General features: G+C 70.9%; 16 protein-coding genes. 7 read left to right on the top strand and 9 right to left on the bottom strand.

The features are described 5' to 3' along the window. Positions 1 to 68: 68 nt before the first annotated feature. Entirely contained in the window at positions 69 to 1,991 is a 1,923-nt protein-coding gene (locus RN607_RS02575; protein WP_313544138.1) for an oxidoreductase, read from the bottom strand. 148 nt (positions 1,992 to 2,139) lie between these two features. Further along, positions 2,140 to 3,351, bottom strand: a complete 1,212-nt coding sequence (locus tag RN607_RS02570) for a lycopene cyclase family protein (RefSeq protein ID WP_313544136.1) — start codon at positions 3,349 to 3,351, stop codon at positions 2,140 to 2,142. 244 nt (positions 3,352 to 3,595) lie between these two features. On the opposite strand from RN607_RS02570, the gene RN607_RS02565 reads away from it, so the two are divergent. Further along, positions 3,596 to 5,638 carry an oxidoreductase gene (locus tag RN607_RS02565; protein WP_313544134.1) on the top strand — a complete coding sequence of 681 codons (2,043 nt, stop codon included), beginning with the start codon at positions 3,596 to 3,598 and terminating at the stop codon, positions 5,636 to 5,638. A 76-nt stretch (positions 5,639 to 5,714) separates the two neighbouring features. Beyond that, complete coding sequence (locus RN607_RS02560; RefSeq protein ID WP_313544132.1) at positions 5,715 to 6,722, top strand: LacI family DNA-binding transcriptional regulator; 1,008 nt, start codon at positions 5,715 to 5,717, stop codon at positions 6,720 to 6,722. Between the two features lie 75 nt (positions 6,723 to 6,797). Here the strand turns inward: RN607_RS02560 and RN607_RS02555 are convergent, their stop codons facing one another. The 7 genes from RN607_RS02555 to RN607_RS02525 form a co-directional block, all read right to left on the bottom strand. Beyond that, complete coding sequence (locus RN607_RS02555) at positions 6,798 to 8,774, bottom strand: oxidoreductase (protein ID WP_313544130.1); 1,977 nt, start codon at positions 8,772 to 8,774, stop codon at positions 6,798 to 6,800. A 160-nt stretch (positions 8,775 to 8,934) separates the two neighbouring features. Further along, positions 8,935 to 9,897 carry a hypothetical protein gene (locus RN607_RS02550; protein WP_313544128.1) on the bottom strand — a complete coding sequence of 321 codons (963 nt, stop codon included), beginning with the start codon at positions 9,895 to 9,897 and terminating at the stop codon, positions 8,935 to 8,937. 23 nt (positions 9,898 to 9,920) lie between these two features. After that, positions 9,921 to 10,382 carry a MarR family winged helix-turn-helix transcriptional regulator gene (locus tag RN607_RS02545; RefSeq protein WP_313544126.1) on the bottom strand — a complete coding sequence of 154 codons (462 nt, stop codon included), beginning with the start codon at positions 10,380 to 10,382 and terminating at the stop codon, positions 9,921 to 9,923. 131 nt (positions 10,383 to 10,513) lie between these two features. Further along, the gene (locus RN607_RS02540; RefSeq protein ID WP_313544123.1) at positions 10,514 to 12,124 is read right to left on the bottom strand and encodes an MDR family MFS transporter; all 1,611 of its coding nucleotides are present in this window, start codon (positions 12,122 to 12,124) and stop codon (positions 10,514 to 10,516) included. Positions 12,125 to 12,208: 84 nt separating this feature from the next. After that, positions 12,209 to 12,826, bottom strand: a complete 618-nt coding sequence (locus tag RN607_RS02535; protein WP_313545465.1) for a TetR/AcrR family transcriptional regulator — start codon at positions 12,824 to 12,826, stop codon at positions 12,209 to 12,211. 156 nt (positions 12,827 to 12,982) lie between these two features. After that, the gene (locus RN607_RS02530) at positions 12,983 to 15,274 is read right to left on the bottom strand and encodes a heavy metal translocating P-type ATPase (protein ID WP_313544121.1); all 2,292 of its coding nucleotides are present in this window, start codon (positions 15,272 to 15,274) and stop codon (positions 12,983 to 12,985) included. 116 nt (positions 15,275 to 15,390) lie between these two features. After that, positions 15,391 to 16,923 (bottom strand): MFS transporter, encoded by a 1,533-nt coding sequence (locus tag RN607_RS02525; RefSeq protein ID WP_313544120.1) that lies wholly within the window; start codon positions 16,921 to 16,923, stop codon positions 15,391 to 15,393. 260 nt (positions 16,924 to 17,183) lie between these two features. Here RN607_RS02525 and RN607_RS02520 point away from each other — a divergent pair, with 260 nt between their 5' ends. From RN607_RS02520 to RN607_RS02500, 5 genes are all read left to right on the top strand, one after another. Beyond that, entirely contained in the window at positions 17,184 to 17,747 is a 564-nt protein-coding gene (locus RN607_RS02520; protein WP_313544118.1) for a TetR/AcrR family transcriptional regulator, read from the top strand. A 139-nt stretch (positions 17,748 to 17,886) separates the two neighbouring features. Continuing rightward, a complete protein-coding gene (locus tag RN607_RS02515; RefSeq protein ID WP_313544116.1) occupies positions 17,887 to 19,191 on the top strand; it encodes an alpha-amylase family glycosyl hydrolase in 1,305 nt (434 codons plus the stop codon). 181 nt (positions 19,192 to 19,372) lie between these two features. Then, positions 19,373 to 19,804: a hypothetical protein gene (locus RN607_RS02510; protein WP_313544114.1), complete on the top strand. Its 432-nt coding sequence runs from the start codon at positions 19,373 to 19,375 to the stop codon at positions 19,802 to 19,804. Further along, positions 19,801 to 20,730 (top strand): hypothetical protein, encoded by a 930-nt coding sequence (locus RN607_RS02505; RefSeq protein ID WP_313544112.1) that lies wholly within the window; start codon positions 19,801 to 19,803, stop codon positions 20,728 to 20,730. The genes RN607_RS02510 and RN607_RS02505 overlap by 4 nt, the downstream gene beginning before the upstream one ends. Further along, positions 20,717 to 22,105, top strand: a complete 1,389-nt coding sequence (locus RN607_RS02500) for a V-type ATPase 116kDa subunit family protein (RefSeq protein ID WP_313544109.1) — start codon at positions 20,717 to 20,719, stop codon at positions 22,103 to 22,105. Before RN607_RS02505 ends, RN607_RS02500 begins: the two co-directional genes overlap by 14 nt. The last annotated feature ends 1 nt before the right edge of the window (position 22,106 follow it).

Genomic DNA, 22,106 nt, shown 5'->3' with positions numbered 1-22,106 from the left:
CGTCCTCGGATGCGTCGCGCGCGGCGTCGAGGAAGGAGAGAGTGGTCTCCTCGCGCCGGTGCGAGCGCTTACAGCGCGAAAGCCGCCTCGAAGCCGGCGTTGATCGCGTCGCCGACCTTCGCGGGCTTGACGCAGTCGCCTACCGCGACAGCGCCACGACCCTGCAGCGCCTCCACGAGCGCGGTGGCGGGACGCACTCCGAAGGCCGAGACGACGGTGTCCGCCGCGATCTGCACGGGTCCGTCGGGTCCGTCGACCTTCACTCCCGCCGCGTTGACCTCGACGACCCTGTGGCCGGTGAGCAGCGTGACGCCCTGCTCGGCCAGGTCGCGCAGGAGCGTGATGCGGTTGATCATCAGCAGGTCGGGCGCGATGCCGTCGGCCATCTCGATGACGGTCACGTCATGACCCTTCTCCTGCATCTCGAGCGCGAAGTCGGCGCCGGAGAGGCCGCCACCGCACACGACCATGCGCTTACCGAGCTCCGCGCCCAGGTGGGCGTCGATCACGTCCACGACGTTGGCACCGTCGAGGCCGGGGATCGGCGGCGTCAGGGGCGTGGTGCCCACCGCCACGATGATGGCGTCGGCCGCGTCCAGCTCAGGCGACTCGGCGGTGATCTCGGTGCCGAGGTGCACGGTGACCGGCAGGTCCTTCAGCTGACGCTCCCACCAGAAGATCATGGAGCGCAGCTCCTTCTTGAACTCGGGAGTCGCGGCGGGCCACAGGACGCCGCCCAGCTGCTGCGACTTCTCGTAGACGTCCACGGTGTGGCCGCGCAGGGCGGCGACGCGTGCGGCCTCGAGGCCTGCGGGTCCGGCCCCGATGATCGCGACATGCTTGGGGTGCGCGGCGGGCGTGAGGACACGCTCGGCCTCCTTGCCGACGGCGGGGTTGACGGCGCAGCCGAGGGGTTGGCCGACGAACGCGTTGCCGACGCAGAGCTGGTTGCAGCGGATGCAGGGGCGGATGTCCTCACGCCTGCCCGCGGCGAGCTTGGCGCCCCACTCCGGGTCGGCGATGAGTGCGCGGCCGATCCCGGCGAAGTCCATCTCACCTGAGGCGATGGCGGCCTCGGCACGTTCCGGGGTCAGGTTCCCGCAGCCGAGTACGGGAATGCTGAGCGCCTCCTTGAAGGTGCGAACGGAGCCCATCATGCAGTTGTCACCCAGGTAGTACGGGGGGAAGACGTAGTCCATCGCCTCGTACGAGCCCTCGTCGACCATCAGCAGGTCGAGACCGGCGGACTCGAGCACCTTGGCGATCTCGAGCGACTCCTCCACGCCGCGGCCGCCGTCGAAGTGGTGGTCCACGGACAGACGGAAGCTGATGGGGAGACCGGGTGCGCCCTCCTTGACCGCCGCGATGACCTCTGCGGCGAAGCGGCAACGGTTCTCGACCGAGCCTCCGTACTCGTCGGTGCGGCGGTTCCAGACGGGCGACATGAACTGGTCGATGAGGTAGCCGGTGTGGCCATGGATGTCGATCGCGTCGATGCCGGCCTCGAGGCAACGGGCAACCGCCTCCTTGAAGCGCTGGACGATGACCTTGATCTCGTGCGTCTCGAGCGGGCGACACTTGACCGACGGGTCGAGCCAGTGTCCGTTGTCCGATGCGGAGATGGGCAGACGCTCGGGGTCGATGTTGTTGATGTTGCGCCCGAGCCCTGCGGTGAGCTGCACGGAGATGGCGCCGCCCGCGGCGTGGAACGCGTCGGCGAGCTTCTTGAGGCCGGGGGTGGCGGCGTCGGTGTCGACGCGTCCCAGACCCTCATTGATGACCTCGTAGTCGTCGGTCACCGCGTTGATGCCCGTGCAGACCAGGCCGGCGCCCTTGGCGCGCTCGACGTAGTAGGCGATCTCGCGATCGGTGAGGTGACCGTCGTGATCGCCCATCTCGGTGCCCATCGGCACCATGATCACGCGGTTGCGGAGCTGAAGGTTGCCGAGCCTCGCGGGCTCGACGACGTGAGCGAACGTCGTGGTGGGCATCGTTGCCTCCTGGGTTCAGGGTTGCTGGGCGCTACGTACTGAACATATGTCGATCAAGGCCCCCCGGCCCGGGACGAGCGTCCCACCGGGCCGGTGCGCGACTCACCATCGCTCGGGCGCCCGTCACGACGCGAGCGCAGGGACCGGTTCAGCCGCGCCGCCTCCGGCGCAGGCGCACGACCGGAGCCGCGATGAACAGCCAGAACGGCAGTGTCACGAACAGCCGGACCTGCTGCAGCAGCGACGCCTGCTCGTCGAGGAAGCGAAGGATCGCGGGACCGTCGTTGCGGCGCCAGAGGGCCTCGAGGATGCGGCGCGCTGCGGCGGGATCGGCCTCGACGACACCCAGCAACGCCCTGTCGAGCAACCCGTACCAGCGATGCCTCAGCCTCTGTCGCCACCCGGCGAGACGCGGCACGGCCCGCTGCTCGCTCGCGAACGACTGCGCGACGGCCGCACTGTGCCGCTGGATGCGCGCGAACGCGTAGCCCGTGCTGAGCTTCACCATGCCCGCGGCCGCCCCGAGCGGCGTGACTCCGATTCCCGCCGGCTGCGGCGGCAGGAGAGGGATGGCTCCCTGCTCGACGACGACAGCCTCCTGCTCCGCGATGCCCAGGATCCGCTCCGCGTAGAGCGTGAGGGCCTCCGCGTGATCGATCAGGCCCGCGGCGCGCCGCCCGACGACGAAGACCGTGCGCTCCACGAGCGCGGTGCGCGGCGACGTGGGAAGCACATACATGAATGCGAGCCCGTCGCCCTGGTCGGTGCGGAAGTCCATGACCGTCGCGACGTCAGGATCGAACACGTCGCGATCCGCGCGCACGTGCCAGCCCAGGAAGTCCAGGTGCGGGCCGTCGCGCGGGTCACGGCGCGACGCCCCCACGCCCACCCCCGCGCTGTCGAGGACCGCGCCCGCACGCACCAGGGTCACGGAGCCGTCGGGCCGCGTGACCCGGAGCTCGCCGACTGGACGCTCGCGCCCGTCGCCCTCCAGTACCGAGACCTGTTCCGCGGAGCCCTCGATCCAGACGAGCCGCGCCAGCGATGAGCCGTGGAGCCGGGCGGCGTCGAGCAAGGCGCCGCCCGTGATGGCCTTGTAGGAGTACGGCGCCAGGTCGAGCGTGCGCACCCACCCGTCGCCGGCCACCCGCGCGCGGCTGGCCGACGTGGCGGCGTGCGCGTCGATCAGCAGCTCGCCCTGCGACCACCACGCCCATTGCCGGCCCGCGACCGGCCGAGCACCGTCGTCGACGAGCGCGACCGTCCCCCGCCAGCGCGACTCGCCGAGGTGCGCGAGCATGGACAGACCCGCCGCTCCGCCGCCGACGATCGCCAGATCGACATCGACCACTTCGTCCACGCATCCCCCTTCACCGCAGTCCAGGGTGAGGCACGCGCGGCGCGAAGGGAAGCGGGCGGAGCGGTTCCTGTGAATATCAGCGGCGTCACTGCAACCTGCTGACGGCCGCAGGCGTTCGTTGACACATCACCTGCAAAGTGCCTGGCAGAGCCGTCGCAGCGACGGGGACCAAGGTCACTTACACGAGTTAGCACGCGCGCATACCTTGACGTTGATCCAACCCAGTCAACGAAGGGCAAGCACGATGACCGCGCTGTCGACACCGACCGTCCGCGCACCCCACGCGCACGACATCCTCTTCGAGCCTTACCAGCTCGGGAACCTCCGCCTCAAGAACCGCTTCGCCATGGCCCCCATGGGACCGCTCGGCTTCTCCGACGCGGACGGAGGCTGGAATGCTCGCGGCATCGAGTACTACGTCGCACGCGCCAAGGGCGGCACCGGACTCATCATCACCGGCGTCACCTTCTGCGAGAACCCCGGCGAGGACGTGCCCCGCCCCTCCGTCGCGTCGTCCGTCGTCAACCCCGGTCACTTCATCCGCACCTCCAACGAGATGACCGAGCGCATCCACGCGTACGACGCGAAGATCCTGCTGCAGATCTCCCCCGGTTTCGGGCGCGTGATCATGCCCAACTTCATCAAGCCGGGGAACCTGCCGATCGCCCCCTCCCCCATCCCTCACCGCTGGACCGACATGACGTGCCGCGAGATGACGGTCGAAGAGATCCGCACCACCGTCAAGAACGCCGGGAAGGGCGCCCTCAACGGCAAGAGGGGCGGATTTGACGGCATCCAGATCCACGCCGTCCACGAGGGCTACCTGCTCGACCAGTTCGCCATCTCCATGTTCAACCAGCGCACCGACTCCTACGGCGGCTCGCTCGAGAACCGCCTCCGCTTCGCCCGCGAGGTGCTCGAGGAGATCAAGACCACCTGCGGCGACGACTACCCCGTCACCCTCCGCTTCTCCCCCAAGTCCATGATCAAGGACTGGCGTGTGGGCGCCATGCCCGGCGAGGTCTTCGAGGAGAAGGGCCGCGACATGGAGGAGGGCATCGAGGCCGCACGGCTCCTCACCGAGTGGGGCTACGACGCGATCGACCTCGACATCGGCTCGTACGACGCGTGGTACTGGTCGCACCCGCCGATGTACCAGGCGAAGGGCCTCTACATGCCCTACTCGAAGCAGGTCAAGGACGCCCTTCCCGACGTCCCTGTCATCCTCGCAGGACGCATGGACGACGGCGACCGCGCCGTCCGCGCGATCACGGAGGGCTTCGCGGACATGATCAGCCTCGGCCGCCCGCTGCTCGCGGACCCCGAGTGGGTCAACAAGCTCCGCGCCGGCCGCACCGAGACCATCCGCCCCTGCATCTCCTGCCAGGAGGGCTGCATGGGCCGCATCCAGGCCTACGCGGCGCTGAACTGCGCGGTGAACCCTGAGGCCGGTCGCGAGGCCGACCACAAGGTCCGTCCCGCGATCCGACCCAAGAAGGTCATGGTCATCGGCGCCGGCATGGCGGGGCTCGAGGCCGCACGCGTGCTCGCCGAGCGCGGCCACAAGCCCGAGGTCTTCGAGGCCGGCGACCGTCTGGGCGGCGTCGTCGTCGCCGGCGGCATGCCCTCCTTCAAGGAGGACGACCACGACCTCATCGCCTGGTACGCGGGCCAGCTCGAGGAGCTGCAGGTGCCCGTGCACCTCAGCACCGCTGTGACCGAGCAGATGATCGACTCGACCGATGCCGACCACATCATCCTCGCCACCGGCTCGGCGCCGCGCCGGCTCGAGCTGGGCGACGCGCTTCCCGTCACCGAGGCGATCGACGCTCTGCTGGACCCGTCGTCGTTGATCGGCAAGCGGGTGGCGATCGTCGGCGGCGGCCTCACCGGCTGCGAGCTCGCGCTCCACCTCAAGGAGCTCGACGACACCACCCAGGTCACCATCGTCGAGGCGGGGGACGACGTGCTGTCGATGTCCGGACCGCTGTGCCACGCGAACCACGACATGCTGCACGACCTCGTCACCTACAAGGGCGTGGAGGTGGTGGCCAACGCGTTCGCGCAGAGGACGACAGCCACCGGGCTCGAGGTCGCGGTACAGGATGCAAGGCTGACCGTCGAGGCGGACGCAGTCGTCACCGCGATCGGCTACCAGTCGTCGGCAAGGCTCGTCGACGCCGTGAACGCCTCGCGGATCCCGTTCCACGTGCTGGGAGACGCCCGCAAGGTGTCTAACATCATGTACGCGATCTGGGACGCCTTCGAGGTCGCCACAGAGCTGTAGCCGTGAGGGACGGGCTGGGCGCCCACCACCAGGTCCGCGCCCAGCCCGTTCCCTCGGCATCGGAGGGGAGCCGTCCATGACCGCGTCGCGACCGCGCCGCCCCACCAGCGCCGACGTCGCCCGTGCGGCCGGGGTGTCACGCGCGACGGTGAGCTTCGTGCTCAACGACACCCCGTCGCAGACGATCTCTCCCGCCACGCGCGAGGCCGTGCTGCGCGCCGCCGAGGAGCTCGGCTACATGCCGTCGCCCCATGCCGCCGCGCTGCGTTCGGGCCGGTCGAGGCTGGTGCTCACGCTCGTCCCGCACTGGGCCTCAAGCCCGACGGTCATGCGCTACCTGGAGCTCACAGGGAGCCACCTGGCCGAGCACGGCCTGCTCACCGTCACGCACATCGAGCGATCGGCGCCGCTCCGTGACCTCCTCACGGCCGTGCATCCCGCGGCCGTCATCAGCCTCGTCCCGCTCGAGCCCGACGAGTCGGAGCTGCTGGCACGCGCGGGGATCGCGGAGGTCCACGGCTACATCGCCGACTTCCCGGACAAGACGCCGAGCGTGACCCTCAACCAGCAGCACATGGGTCGCGCGCAGGCCGGGCACCTGCTCGACCGCGGCTTCGACCGGCTGGTGTACGTCTCCGGACCGCGCATCGGTCATCCGGTGCGTCCGGCGGGGCGGCTCGAGGGGGCACGCGCCGAGGCGGCGGAACGCGGCTCGCTCCCCGTGGCGGCCTTCTCCTACACGGACACGGCATCCCTGGACGCCGCGATCGCCACATGGCTGGGGCTCCCCGGTCGCGTCGGCGTGTGCGCGTTCGACGACGACACCGCGCTCGAGGTGCTCGCCCGCCTTCGGGAGCACGGCGCAGATATCCCTGGCCACGTGGGCGTGGTGGGCATGGACGACATCCGTGCGGGAGAGTTCAGCGAGCCCGCGCTCACGACCATCCGGCCCGACCTGGACCCCCAGGCACGCGCGGTGGCGCACGCCACGCTCTCCGCGCTGGGGATCAGCGTGGACGATGAATCCCCCGTGGGTTCCACGACCGCGCAGGTTGCCGCAGTGGTGCAACGCGCCACCACCTGATCCCCGAGTCAGCTCGCGACAGGCCAAGGCCCGGGCATCCTCGCGGATACCCGGGCCCTTGCGTCCTGATCCCGGTCAGTCGGCGGCGACGGGAGCGATCCCAGCGAGGTCCGCCGCGGTGAGAAGCGGCAGCTCGGTGCCCAGGGTGCGGGCGAGCTGGAAGCCGCCATGCACCGCGGACAGGATGCTGTCGGCCTCGACGGCGTCGCCGATGACGGAGACGTCCACCTTGCCTTCGAGCGCAGCGAGCAGCTCGTCGTTCGGCGTGTAGCCGGCGGCGATCACCACGGTGTCGGCGTCGATCGTGGTGTCGGCACCATCCTTGCTGTAGGTGAGGCCATCATCGGTGATCTGCGCCACGCGGGCGCCGGTCACGAACTCGATCTGAGAGTCCTCAAGCAGCTGCGCGAGCGCGAGCTCGTTGTTGCGGCAGTGCTCGACGGTGGCGAGGATCTTCTCCTCCATCTCGACCACGGTGACGGTGTCGGCGGTCTGCGCGATCATCGCGGCCGCCTCGCAGCCGACGAGTCCCGCACCGATGACGACGACCTTCCTGCCGTACCCGACCCGGCCGGTGAGCAGGTCGTTGGCCCTGACCACGGAGGCGCTCTCGATGCCCGGGATCGGGGGCATCGTGTGGCGGGCGCCGGTCGCGAGCACGACCTTGTCCCAGCCGCCTGCGAGGATCTCCTCAGCGGTGGCGTCCTTCATGGTCTTCACCACCACGTCGGACCGGTACACGCGGTTCACCATCACGTCGGCGTAGTCCTTGACGTCCTTCTTGAACGACGGACCGCCGGCCGCGTAGAGGGTGCCACCCAGGCGGGGGCCCTTCTCCCACAGCTCGACCTCGACGCCGCGCCCCGCGGCGGTGATGGCGAACTCCATGCCACCGGGACCTCCGCCGAGCACGAGCGCGCGCTGGGGCTCGGTGACGGGCTCGATCGGGTTCATGTCCTCCGCGAAGCACGTCGGGTTGACGGCGCACACGTAGTTGCCGCCCTTGAAGCCTGAGAACAGGCACTCGTTGCAGCCGATGCAGGGCGTGATGTCGTACGCCTTGTTCTCGGCGACCTTGTTCACCCAGTTCGGCTCGGCGAGCGAGCCGTGGCCCAGGCCGATGAAGTCGCCCTTGCCGGTCTGCAGGACGTCCTCGGCGACGGCAGGGTCGTTGAGCTTGCCGACGGTGAGCACGGGCACGGTGGCGATCTTCTTCACCTCGGCGGCGAGCCAGGCCTGCAGGGCGATGGGCTGGTAGACGGTCGGGATGGCCTTGTACCAGGCCTCATAGCAGCCCATGTCGACGTGCAGTCCGTCGACGCCGGCCTCCTGGATCAGGCGGGTCTGCTCCAGGCCCTCCTCAAGCTCGCGACCGCCGGGAACGCCGTGGTACGGAGTGTACTTGTAGAGGATCGGGAAGTCCGGGCCGACCGCGTCGCGCACGGACTTCACGATGTCCAGGCCGAACTTCATGCGGCCCTTGAGGTCGCCGCCGTACTCGTCCTCGCGCTTGTTCCACAGCGCCGAGCTGAACTGGTCGATCAGGTAGCCGCCGTAGCCGTGGATCTCGACGGCATCGGCGCCCGCGGCCTTGGCAAACGCGGCGCCCTCGCCCATCTTGGCGACGAGGTGCTGGATCTGCTCGACGCTCAGCGGCTCGCACATGAGGCCCGGGAACCAGTAGGACTCGACGGCGCTGGCGGCGAGCGGTGCGACCTCGGCCGCGTAGGGCAGTTGCATGCGTCCCAGGCCCGGGGTGATCTGGATGCAGAGCTTGGCGCCAGCCGTGTGGATGCGGTTGACGAGCTCCTTCATCTGCTCCATCGACCGGTCGGTGCCGATGATGTTGCAGGCCTTCTGCTCGTACTCGGTGGTCACCTGGTTGGCGCCGGTGATGATGAGGCCGAAGCCGCCGCGGGCCCGCTCCTCGTAGTAGCGGATGGAGCGCTCATGGAACGAGCCGTCCGGTTCGGTGGTGGTGCCCATGGGGGCCATGAATACGCGGTTCTTGAGCTCCATCGAGCCGATGGCGCCGGGTTCGAGCAACTTCATTGACGTGTCCTTCATCCGGGGCGCCCGGACCCCCGCGCAACCGCCGGGGAACAGATGCTCGCGGCCGTCCTTGGACGCAAGTGATACTGCCACGCCAGGATTGCTCGACACTCGTCGAATTGCCCGGGACCCAGGTCCCGATCAGCGACACGTGTCGCGTTCAGAGGGCGACGCTCAGCGCCCGATACGTGGGCCCGTCCTGCGGCATCGACAGCACGACCGCCGCCCCACGCGCCGCGAGCGTCACGTCCACGGTCCGTGCGTACCCCGGATGCGGCGTCGCGCGCATCGAGTCGATCGCGGCCAGCGGCACGATCAGGTGGGTCGACGAGTGGACCGGCTTCTTGCGACGCAGGATCCATTCATGCCTGGTGAACACCTCCAGGGTCGACGGGGTGCGCGCGATCACAGCCGCCTGCAGGGTGGCCGGGAGGATCGCATGGGACAGGCGTCGCAGTGCTCCCTCGATACCGACGCCGATCGGCTCCAACGGCTGCCGAGGGTGCCACGCCAGCACCTCGAGCCGCTCGCGGTGGGCCGCGGACTCGGCGTAGTCGGCCACCACTCCCTTGTCCAGCATGAGCGCCTCGCGGATCGCGGCCGGCGTGCCGCCGGTGGGCGCGGCGAGCAGCCTCCCGCCCGCCCCGCGGATCGAGGCCGACGCCGTGCAGTCGACGATCTCCATGACCAGGCGGTCGATCTGCTTGCGCGCCGACCCGTTGAAGGGCACCTCCACGGGCGCCTGCCCCCTGACCACGACCGACAGCTGCCCCGCGAGCAGATCCACCGTGTCCCACACTGCGAGCACGTCGCCGAGCGGGATCACGCGTGCCCCGTAGCCGCGACTCGCCGCGTTCGACCCGTCCCGCGCGTCGGCGCGCGCGTGCCTGCTCAGCACGGTGAGCCGATCCTCCTCGAGGATCAGCAGGTGGTCGTAGAGGTCCATGTCGGGACGCGCGTCGCGGCGCGCGATGTTGCGGGGCACCTTGAGCACCAGGCGCGCCGCTGCGAGGTCGAACGGATGGTCGCGGTACAGCGGCGGAAGGTCGTCGAGGACCTCCACCTGGTCCACCCACGGCCCGAAGCGGTCGAACTCGGCGGTGCGCAGCGGCTCTGCTGTCATGTGTGCCTCCTGGTACGGACGGATCAGTCGTCGGCGACGATGCTGTCGAGCGCTCGCGTGAGCGGCTCGAGGTCGACGCCCTGCAGGCGGTCGAAGACTCGGTGGCGCAGGCTAGCGACACGGTGCGGGTACGCCCGCGCGAGCTGGTCGCGGCCTGCCTGGGTGAGGTGCGCCTCCCAGCCGCGTCCATCGTCGGCCGCGCGAACCTTGGTCACATAGCCGGCGCGGGCGAGCTGCCCGCCGACGCGCGTGGTCGCGCTGAGGCTGAGCGCCGTGGCGAGCGCGAGATCACCCATCCGGGCGCGTCCGCAGGGGGCGTCGGAGAGGTGCGCGAGGGTGAAGAACTCGGTGCTGGTCATGCCGAGATCCCGGCCCAGGTCGGCGGTGAATGATCGCGGGATGTAGAGGACGGCGCGCGCGAGGGCGCGCGCGAAATCGTCCTGCTCGGGGGTCAGGGGGGCGATCGGAGCGGCGGCGTCGTCCACGCCTCGCAATGTACTTCACTGGTGAAGCATCTGGCCAGGGACCAAGGGCCGACACGACGTCGCCCCGCCGTCGATGCGCCTCTCAGCGCGACGACGACGGGGCGGCGTCGACAGTCCGAGCCGGCCGCGGGTCAGTGACCCCCGGCCGCGACGGCCTCACCGCGCGCGACCATGCCGGCTTCGTCGGACAGCTTCACCTCACGCAGGAAGAGCGTGAGGACGAAGCCGACGACGACGAGCGGCACGAGGTACCAGAACGACGGCGCGAGCGCGTTCGTGAACGCGTCGACCACTCCCGTGTGGAGCGGCTCGGGCAACGACTGCACGAACTCGGGGGTGAGGCTGGCGCCGTCGAACGAGCCGCCCGCCCCCTGGTCCGCAGGTGCGGATGCCGCCAGCGCCGCGAAGTTGTCGGCGAGGCGCGACGTGAAGATCGTGGTGAACAGCGCGGTGCCGACCGCGGCGCCGATCTCGCGGAAGAAGTTGTTCGAGCTCGTGGCCGTGCCCACCTCGTGCGGGTCCACCGAGTTCTGCACGGCCAGCACGATCGTCTGCATGACCAGACCGATGCCCGCGCCGAGCACGAAGATCATCGCCCCGAACAGCACCATGGACATGTCGCCCGAGATCTGGGTGAGCCACGCGATGCCGCCCGCGGTGATCGCCAGCCCCACCACGGGGAAGATCTTGTAGCGGCCGCTCGAGCTGATGAGGAAGCCCGAGCCGATCGCCGTGAGCATCATGCCCGCCATCATCGGCAGCATGAGGAAGCCGGATTCGGTGATGCCCGCGCCGGTGGACATCTGCAGGAACGTGGGCAGCATCGCGATCGCGGAGAACATGCCCATGCCCAGCACCAGGCCGATCAGGGTGGTGATGGTGAAGGTGGTGTTCTTGAACAGCCGGAGCGGGATCAGCGGCTCCGCGGCGCGGTTCTCGACGACGATGAACGCCGCGACGGCCAAGGCGGTGAGGATGGCCAGCCCGGACAGCATCGGATCCGACCAGTCGTAGCCCTCGTGGCCGAGCGACTTCCAGCTCGTGAGCATGACGATGCCGGTGGTGCCCAGCACCATCGTGAGGATGCCCGCCCAGTCGATCGGCCTGTCGGACCGGTGGGTCGGGAGGCGGAGCGCGAACCACGCGACGACCACCGCGGCGATGCCGACAGGCACGTTGATCCAGAACGTCCAGCGCCAGCCGGGCCCATCGGTGAGCCAGCCGCCGAGCAGCGGGCCGACGACCGCGGAGATGCCGAACAGCGCACCCATCGGGCCCATGTAACGTCCGCGTTGCGACGCCGGCACGATGTCCGCGATGATCGCCTGCGACAGGATCATCAGACCGCCGCCGCCCAGCCCCTGCACGGCGCGCGCCGCCACGAGCTCGGGGAAGTTCTGGGCCAGACCGCCCAGCAGCGAACCCGTGGTGAACAGCACCACCGCGATCATGAACGGCCAGCGCCGGCCCCACTGATCGCCGAACTTCCCGTACAGCGGCATCACGATCGCGATCGCCAGGATGTAGGCGGTGACCACCCACCCCTGATGCTCGACGCCGTGCAGCTCGCCGACGATCGTCGGCATGGCGGTGCTCACGATCGTCTGGTCGAGCGAGGACAGCAGCATGCTCGCCATGAGCGCGCCGAAGATGAGCCAGATGGTGCGCTGCGTGAGCTCGATGAGCGGCTTGTCAGGTGGAGCCTCGGTGGTGGCCACCGGGGCCTCGGTGATGTCCGACATGGGGGGACCTTTCGCTTCAGGGCAGCCCGCAGTGCGCGAGCGCATCGGTGCGGGCTGGGGTGGGGGGCAGGTGGAACGGTGGTGTCAGTCGGCGAACCGTGCCGACGGGACGAGCAGCGTGAGCCGCTCGATCACGGAATCGAGGATCTCCTCGGGGTCGTCGGTGGAGCCGTCGCGGCCCCACTCGGTGGCGACGTTCTGGAGCATCAGCATGAGCATGCTGCTGCCGAGCACGGCATCGGCCGACGCGGCGCCGGACGCGATCCGCTGCTCGAGCAGCGACGAGAACGACGCCTTCTGCGCATCGAACCACGCGATCTGCTGCGCGAGCAGCCTCGGCTCCGCTCGGACGAGCGCGAGGCTGCGCAGCATCCCGTCGGTGGACGCGGCGAGCCCCGTGACGAGCGACTGCGCCACATACACGAGGTCGGTGAACGGGTCACCCGTGGGACCGCCGGCGGTGAACTCCGCCGCGACGTCCGCATCGACCTCGGCGCTCGGAAGTCCGAGCACCGCCTCATCCTTGGAGTCGAAGTAGTTGAAGAAGGTGCGGCCCGAGACTCCGGCTCTGGCGCTGATCTCCTCGACGGTGACGGCGTCGAGGCCGTGCTCCAGCACCAGCGTCTGCGCAGCGTCCACGAGAGCAGCGCGACGGGCCCGCTTCTTGCGCTGCCGCAGCCCGGTCTCGATGTCGCTCGTCATGCTCACGGGAGCAGTCTTGCAGCCACTGCAATATTTCGTCAACTGCATCTTTCTGTCACCAGATGCCAGCAGGACGGAGCCGCAGGCGGACCCACCAGGCGGGCGGACCATGCGTATCGATCACGCGGGCCGGGGGCACGGCACCGAGGCGCGGAGTCACCCACGCGCGGGCATCAGGCTGAACGCATCCTCGTCCTCCTGGGCGTTGTGCAGGCGCAGCACCCCGTAGAGCCCATAGAGCATGCGGCGCAGCTCCACGATGTCGTCCGGCTCCGGGTCGCCGTCGATGCCATCGAGCAGCCGCCGCAACCTGCCCACCTGATGCTCGATCTCCGCATGCGTGCGGCTGAGCGCCGCCACCGCCTCGTCGGTGCCGCGCGCCCTCGCGACCAGAGGCACCAGCCGTTCCTCGTCAGCGCGCTCGTGCGGCAGCAGCTCGGTCTCCAGCGCATGCACCAGCGCGACCGCCGCGCCCACGTCGGGCTCGTGCGCGGACAGCGCATCTGCCACGGTCGCCACCCTCTCCACGAGCGGCGCGACGTTGTCATGCTCCTCATGCAGCGCCGCGAGAGTCGCGCGATCGTCCGCGCTCAGCGCCACGGAGTGCAGCCGCCCCGGCAGCACCGCCCGCAGCGCGATCGCGATCGCCAGCAGGTCGATCACCTCCTGGAGCGCCGCGCCCACCGTCGGCGCAAGCAGCCCCCACGCTGCGGCGATCATCGCCAGCAGCGACAGCCCCATCCCCACGCCGACCGCCTGTAGGGCTATCCGTCGCGAGCGCTTCGCCACTGCCATCGCGTCCGCGAGCGCATCGATCCTGTCCACCGTGAGAACCACGTCAGCCGCCTCCGACGACGCCGTCGCGCCTCGCGCAGCGAGGGCGACCCCCACGTCGGCGGCGGCAAGCGCCGGCGCATCGTTGATGCCGTCGCCCACCATGATCGTCGCGCCGTGCGCGGCCTCCCGACCGAGCGCCGCCAGCTTGTCCTCGGGGGTGCAGTCGGCGAGCACCTGGTCCACGCCGACGATGCGGCCCACGGCGGTGCCCACGTCGGCCCGGTCCCCCGTGGCGAGGACGACGCGCGTCACGCCGGCCGCACGCAGGGCGCGGACCATGCGGGGAGCGTCGGGCCTGATCGGGTCCCGCAGCAGCAGCGCGGCCACCACGGCGCCGTCCACCTCGACGAGCGAGCTCGCGGAGCCGTCCAGGTCGGCACGCCTGCGGACCCGTCGGATCCATCGCTCGGGGGACGGTCCCGCGATCCACGAGTAGCGGCCCACCCGTGTGCGCCGCCCGTCGACGACACCCTCGACGCCCTGCCCGTGCGTCTCGATCACGTCCGCGGGCATCGCGAGGTCGAGCCCGCGCGCTCTGGCCGCCTCGACGATCGGCCCGGCGAGCACGTGCGCGGACAACTGGTCCACCGAGGCGGCGAGCCGCAACGCGAGATCGGCGTCGTATCCGGGGGCGGTGATCACGTCCGCAAGCTCGGGCCGACCTCGCGTGAGGGTGCCGGTCTTGTCCACCAGCACCACCTTGCCGCGCGCCAGCTGCTCGAGCGCTCCGCCCCCCTTGACGACGACGCCCAGGCGCGCCGCCCGCGACAGCCCCGACACGATCGCGATCGGCGCGGCCAGCAGGAGCGGGCAGGGGGTGGCGACCACGAGCACCGCGACGGCTCGCACCGGGTCGGCGGACGCCGCCCACGCCACGCCAGCCAGCACCAGGGTGAGCGGGACGAACGCGATCGCCCACCTGTCGGCCGTGCGGACGAACGGGGCCGACGTGGCCTGCGCGGCCTCGACCAGGCGCACCAGCGCGGCGTACGTCGACGTCTCCGCAGTCGTGGTGGTGAGGATCTCGGCAGGGCCCGCGACGTTGACGACGCCGGAGCGCACGTCCTCGCCCGCCGGCCGCTCGACCGGCACAGGCTCCCCTGTGAGGGCCGACTCGTCGAACGTGGAGTCCTGAGCGAGCCGTCCGTCGACCGGCACCACCTCGCCTGGCCTCACCAGCAGCCGATCGCCGATCACGACGTCAGCGACGGCGATCTCAACGAGACCGTCCGCCGTGACGCGCGTGGCGGTGCGCGGCGCCCGGGCCGTCAGGAGGCTCAGCTCGCGCCGCGCCCGAGCATCGGCCATCGCCTCCAGCACCTGGCCGGTGGCAAGCATGAGCGTGATGATCGCGCCGGCCAGCGGCTCGTCCACCGCGAGCGCGCCGGCCAGGGCCAGCACCGCGATGATGTCGACCGTGGGCCGATGCTGCCGGGCCGCCTGAAGGGTGGCCGCGAGCGCGAAGACAAGGCCCAGCAGCGTGTCTGCGATCCAGAGCCACCGGGCCGTGTCAGCGGCGGATGCCCACCAGGCGATCCCGCCCGCGGCCAGGAGGACTCCCGAGAGGATCAGCACGATCATCTCGAGGTTGCGCCGGAGCAGACCGCCCATATGCTCACGGTACGCCGGCCGAGGTTCCGTCGCTTAGCAGGGACGACGCGGATCGTTCCGGTGACGCAGCAGCGCCCCCCCGGATGGAGCCGAGGGGCGCTGCGAGGGACGAGGTGTCAGGGGCGCATCTCTGCGGGCCCGCCCTCGTGGGAGGCGGCGGTGACGGCCACCGCCTGGTCGTTGGCCGGGACGCCGGTCGCGGGGGCGACGGGCGTCGAGCCGCGGCCGTGCGTGGGACGCACGTTGATGAGGATCGCCGCGGTGAGCGCTGCCAGCAGGACCGCGCTGACGGAGATCCACATGGCCGTGGTGAAGCCGTGCACCGCTGCCTGCGCCATCTCGGCGGGGGTCGTGGCGGCGTTGTCGGCGATCCAGTTCGCGGTGGCCGTGGCCGCGACGGTGTTCAGCAGGGCGATCCCGATGGAGCCACCGACCTGCTGGGTCGTGTTGAGCGTGGCCGACACCACGCCCGCGTCGGTCCCACGGACGCCGCCTGTCGCGGTCGCCATGGAGGGCATGAAGGTCATGCCCATGCCGAGCCCGAGGGCGATGAGGCCGGGGAAGATGTGCAGCCAGTACGACGAGTCGACCTGGATCTGCGTGAGGAAGGCGAGCGCCGACGCGGCGATGAGCATGCCGGGCAGCATCAGGCGACGGGGTCCCACACGAGGCAGCAGGCGGGCGGAGATGCCGACCGCGCCGGACATCATCCCGAGCACCATGGGCAGGAACGCGAAGCCGGTCTTCATGGGGGAGAAGCCCTGGACGCCCTGCAGGTAGTAGGTGAGGAACAGGAACACGCCGAACATGCCGATCTGGGTGAGTCCGACGGTGAGCAGCGCTCCCGCGCGGTTGCGGTCACGCATCAGGTGCAGCGGCAGCAGGGCGTGCGGGGTGCGGCGCTCCACCAGGATGAACGCGGTGAGCAGCACCGCGCCGATCGCGAACATGGAGAGCACGAGCGTGGAGGTCCAGCCGTTCTGCTCGGCCTCGCTGAGGCCGTACACGATCGCGAGCAGGCCACCGGTGGCGAGCACGGCGCCGGGGACGTCGAGCTTGGCATGGATGCCGTGCGTGCTGTGGTCGTGCAGGAACATGACGGTGCCGATGATCGCGACGACCGCGATGGGCACGTTGACCGTGAGGGTCCAGCGCCAGTCGACGTACTGCGTGAGCAGGCCGCCGAGCATGAGACCGATCGCGGCGCCACCGCCGGCGATGGCGCCGTAGACGCCGAGCGCCCTGGCCCGCTCGCGCGGTTCGGTGAACGTGACGTTCAGCATGGACAGGGCCGCCGGGGCGAGCAGCGCCGCGAACATGCCCTGGAGGGCACGGGCGATGATGAGCATCGCGAACGTCTGCGAGAGTCCACCGAAGGCCGAGGCGGCCGCGAATCCGGCGAGGCCGATGATCATGATGCGCTTGCGTCCGAAGACGTCGCCCATGCGTCCGCCGAGGAGCAGGAGGCCCCCGAAGGCGAGCGTGTACGCCGTGATGATCCACTGGCGATCGGCGTCGGAGATGCCCAGGTCCGCCTGCGCGGTGGGCATCGCGATGTTGACGATGGTCATGTCGAGCACGACCATGAGCTGCGCCAGCCCGATGGCGGCGAGACCCCACCAACGGCGGGGATCGGGTGTGGTGTCCATGAGGACCTTTCGTATGCGGGCAGCCCACCGATGCGTGAGGTTCGGTGAGGCCGACGGTGGCCTGAGGCCCCTTCCGGGGCGGGACCGACGCACCCCTTGGGGGCCGACGGTCTGCGGGACGGCGTCTGCGGCTGGGCCCTAGGGCCCTGGGGAACTTCCTAGCCGTCCGGTAAGTTCTCTCGGTGATACTATTCACGTAACTAGCCGGTCGTCAAGTCAATTCCCAGAACTTGCGAATTCATTGCCGGGAGAGGAAAGCCATGACCGAGACCGCCACCCGCCGACGCGGGGACACCCGCGAACGCATCCAGAGCGTCGCGCTCGAGCGGTTCACGGACAACGGCTACGACCAGACCTCGCTGCGCGAGATCGCCGAGGACCTCGGCGTCACCAAGGCCGCGCTGTACTACCACTTCAAGACCAAGGAGGAGATCCTCGACTCCCTCCTCGGCCAAGCCGCCACCGAGGTCGACGCCCTCGTCGCGTGGATGGAGTCGGAGCCCTCCACCCACGCACGCCGCCTCGAGATGATCCGCCGGCTCGGCGAGATCGCACGCGGGGTCCCAGGCGAGGTCATGCGCTGCGTGCAGCAGAACGAGGTCGCCCTGCAGAACCTCGGCGCCACGACCGCGGTGGTCCACGACCTCAAGGCCCGGCTCGGCGAGGCCGCCGCACCTGAGAACGCGACCATCGAGGACCGGCTCCGCGTCCGCATGGCGATCATGGCCGTCCTGATCGCCAACAAGACGGGCTCCGACATCGGCGGCACGGCGGCCGAGCGGGCCGCTGCCGCGCAGGCCATCGCCTCCGACCTGATCCCCTGACCGGTGCACAGGTCGCCCGCACCGCACCATTCCTGCCCCCGCACCTCACCGCTTCCGTTCGCGCGCGTCGACGCCTGACGCGCCCGCTACGGTGGAGCGAGACTCCGCCGCCGCGGCGGAGCTCGTCCAAGGGGGCCCCATGACCACGGAACCGACCTGGGTCGCCGACACCGTGTGGTGGCGCGTCTACCCGCTCGGCGCGTGCGGCGTCCTGCCCGAGCCGTCGAGCGGGCCCGTCGGCCCCGACGAGCACCGGCTGCTGCGCCTGATCCCCTGGCTGGACCATGTGGTCGCGCTGGGCGCCACCGGCATTGCGCTCGGCCCGATCTTCGCCTCGAGCACCCATGGCTACGACACCACCGACCACCTCCGGATCGACCCTCGGCTGGGCACGCAGGAGGACTTCGACACGCTCGCGGCCGCCGTGCACGACCGTGGGCTGCGGCTCGAGCTCGACGGCGTCTTCAACCATGTGGGCCGCGCCCATCCGCTGGCGCAGGCCGCCTTGGCGGCGGGCCCTGAGTCCGACGAGTCCTCATGGTTGCGCCGCGACGGCGACCCCGGCGGTCGTCGCTTCGTCCCCTTCGAGGGTCACGACTCCCTGCTCACCCTGAACCATGACGACCCTCGGGTGCGATCCCTCGTGATCGACACGATGCGGCACTGGCTCGACAGAGGCGCGGACGCCTGGCGGCTGGACGCCGCGTACGCCGTCCCCACCTCGTTCTGGGCAGGCGTCCTGCCCGAGGTCCGACGCACCCATCCGGACCTCTGGTGCGAGGCCGAGGTGATCCACGGCGACTACGCGGCCTTCGTGACCGACTCGACCGCCGACACCGTCACCCAGTACGAGCTGTGGAAGGCGCTCTGGTCGAGCATCAACGACCGCAACCTGTTCGAGCTCGCATGGACCCTCACGAGGCACGACAGCATGCTCGCGACGTTCGCGCCGGTCACCTTCGTCGGCAACCACGACGTCACGCGGATCGCGAGCCGGATCGAGGACCCGCGCCACCTTCCTCACGCGATCGTCGCACTCGCCACGTTGGGCGGCACGCCGGAGATCTATGCGGGCGACGAGTTCGGGCTGCACGCCCTGAAGGAGGAACGCGCGGGCGGCGACGACGCCATCCGCCCCGAGCTTCCCGCCGACCCCTCCACGATGACGGGCGACGACGGCGTGCTGCAGCTCCACCGGCGCCTGCTTCGGCTGCGGCGGGACCGGCCATGGCTGCATCGGGCGACCACCGAGCAGGTCTCGCTCACGAACGAGGTCGCCACCTTCAGGACCGCTGCCGGACGCGACGCACTCTCCGTCGTGCTCAACCTTTCCGACGCTCCTGCGGCGCTCACACCGACCGGACCGCTGCTCGACGCGGACGACGCGACGCTCGCCCGGCCGCACGAGGTCGCCCCCCACGGGTGGGCCGTCCTGGGCGCGTAGGGCGCGACGGCTCGTCCGCCCAGGCCGCCGCTGAGCGGACGACCCGAGACACCTCCACCCCTCCCGCTCGTTCCAGGCACGATGCACACGCGGGCGACGCGCGCCGCGCACCGCCCGAGAGTAGATTCGAAGAAGATCGGACGGTCACGCCGCCCGACAGCCGCAGGCTCGAGGAAGAGAGATGCGCTGGCAGGAGATCCTTGACCGATTCCGCCCGGTGACAGCACCAGGAGGAGCGGCCGAGTCCGCCGAGCATGTCGCCGAGCGCTCCGGCCCCGTTCTCGAGCTCGCCCCCGTCTTCGCGGCCCTGGACGCCGACCTGGACGCCGCCGCGCGACTCACCGCGCAGGCCGAGGCACTCGCGGTCGAGCGGCTGGAGCAGGCGCGGCGCGACGCCGCCGCCGACGTCGCACGCGCCAGACGCGAGGCCCCCGCGCGTGAGGCGGACGCCGCCGCGTCGATCCTGGCCGACGCCGCCGCCGAGGACGCGGCACTCATGCAACGTGCGCGCGACGACGCGGCAAGGCTGCTCGACGCGCGCTCGCCGCGGGTCGCCGAGGCCGCCGACGCGGTCGTGGCGACGCTGCAGGCGGACCTGGGGGCAGCGTCGTGAGCGCCGCGTGGGTGGCCGCGTCGGTCCGGGTGCGCGCGCTCGCCGCGGGCCGCGCCGGCGAGCAGGGCGCCCTCAGGATCGCCTCGGCGCGGACGTGGACGGAGGTCGAGGACCTGCTGTCCCGCTGGAGCTACGGGGTGCGAGCGGCGCACGTCTCCGGCCCGGAGGCTCTGCAGCGGGCGGCACGCGAGACGCTGCTGTGGCAGCTGCGCGTGCTCGCGGGGTGGGCTCCCGCCTCCGGCACGGGGATCCTGCGGGCCGCGGCCGCACGCTTCGAGCGAGAGAACATCCTGCAGCACCGGCGCGAGCTCGAGGGTGGGCCGGCCACCAGTCCGTACGAGCTCGGCGCGCTCGAGACCTCGTGGGGCCTGCTGCGCACCGCTGCGTCCGCCACAGCGCTGACGCACCTGCTGGCGCGCACCGCATGGGGGGAGGTGCCCGACGACGACCCCCAGCTTGCGGACATCCTCACCGCCGCGTCGTTGGTGCGCTACGCGCAGGTGGCACCTGCCGCACGCACGTGGTGCACGCAAGAATGCGCGCTCGCCCTGGCGCGACTGCTCTTCGTCGACCGTGTCCGTCCCGGACCGACGCTCCGCACCAGGGCAGCCCCGCTGCTCGGGCACGCCTGGGAGTCCGCTCCCGACCTGCCGTCGTTCGTGGCCGCGCTCCCCCGTCGCGTGGGCACGGTTCTCGGCGGGATCGCCCTTCCCGGCGACCTCTGGCGGGCCGAGGCACGCCTGCACGCCCGCACGGAGGCGGAGGCCGGCGCGATGCTGCGGGACGGAACCCCGGGACCCGACGTCGTGGTCGCGGGAATCGCGCTGCTCAGCGCAGACGCGTGGCGTGTCCAGGCCGCCCTCGCCGCCGTCGGCGCCGCCGGCGAGGGCCAGGGAGCCAGGGAGGTGCTCGATGTCGCCTCGTGAGCCTCGCGCCCCACGTGAGCCGCACGCCCCCGTGGTGATGGAACGGGTCGCGATCGTGGTCCACACCGAGGACCGCGAGCGCGCGCTGCGCGCGATAGCCCGCGCGGGCGTCGTGGAGCTGGACCTGCGTACGGCCGGATCCGCAGAGACGGACGAGCTGCGCCGAGCGGCCGCGGCGGGCGTCGTCCACGAGCGTCTGACCGGATGGGTGGGATGGATGCCGCGGCGCGAGCACGACGCCCTGACCGCCGCGTTGGCGCCCTGCGGCGGTGCCGTCGCTGCGCTGCGCGTCCCGCCCGGCGCGCAGCCGCCCACGCTGATGCCCGGCGGCACGGGCGGCACGTCGCGGACCCTGGTCGACACCTACGGCGTCGTGCCCTACGCGGACCTGGACCCCGCGCGACTGGCGGCCGCCGCGTACATCCTGATGTTCGGCATGATGTTCGGCGACGTGGGCCACGGGGCGATCCTCGTGGGCGTCGGACTGGCGCTGCGAGCGGGAGGGATCAGACGCTTCCGCGGCATCCGGCGCACGTGGCTGTTCGTGACGCTGGCCGGTGTGACCGCCATCGTCTTCGGCGCCCTCTACGGCGCGGCCTTCGGGCCTACAGGGCTGGTGCCCGTGCTGTGGCTCGACCCGATGCAGGAGCCGGTGCCGCTGCTGCTCGCGGCGGTCGCCCTGGGTGCCCTGCTGCTCGCCGGCTCGTACGCGACGGGCACGGTGAACCGCGTCCGCGAGGGAGGGTGGGCGTACGCCCTGTACTCGCGCTCCGGGATCGCCGGCTCGGGACTGTTCGTCTCGCTCGGCCTGCTCGCCTGGGGCCTGGCCACGCACGTCACGCCGCTGATCGCGGCCGGAGCCGCGCTCGCGCTCGCGGCGCTGGTGCTGATCTTCGTCGGCGTGCTGACGGAGGCGGGAGGAGGCGCGACAGCGATCCTGCAGGCCGGCATCGAGTCCGTGGACAGCGTGAGCAGGCTCGGCTCGAACGTCGTCTCGTTCGCCCGCCTTGCCGCATTCGGACTGACGCACGCCGCGCTGCTGTCCGTGATCTGGTCCGGCACCACCTCGCTGTGGGGATCCGGCCTGGGCTACGTGGCCGCGGTGCTCGTCTTCGTGGTCGGCAACGTCATCACGTTCGGACTCGAGGCACTGATCGCTGGGATCCAGGCGCTACGCCTCGAGTACTACGAGCTGTTCTCCCGAGTCTTCGTCGGGGAGGGACGCGCGTTCCGGCCGTGGCGCCCCGACCTGACGCCGTCTCCTACGGACGACGCGCCGCCTGCCGCGGTGCCGTCTCCCCACGGGCCGACCGCAGCATCGCCCGCTACCGCATCGTCCCCGACCGCGCCTCAGGCGCCGATCCGAAAGGACTGAC

Origin of the sequence: Demequina capsici, from assembly GCF_032102965.1 — a bacterium.
Classification (GTDB): domain Bacteria; phylum Actinomycetota; class Actinomycetes; order Actinomycetales; family Demequinaceae; genus Demequina; species Demequina capsici.
The sequence above is the reverse complement of the archived record's forward strand: the minus strand, read 5'-3'. Positions and strand labels throughout refer to the sequence as shown.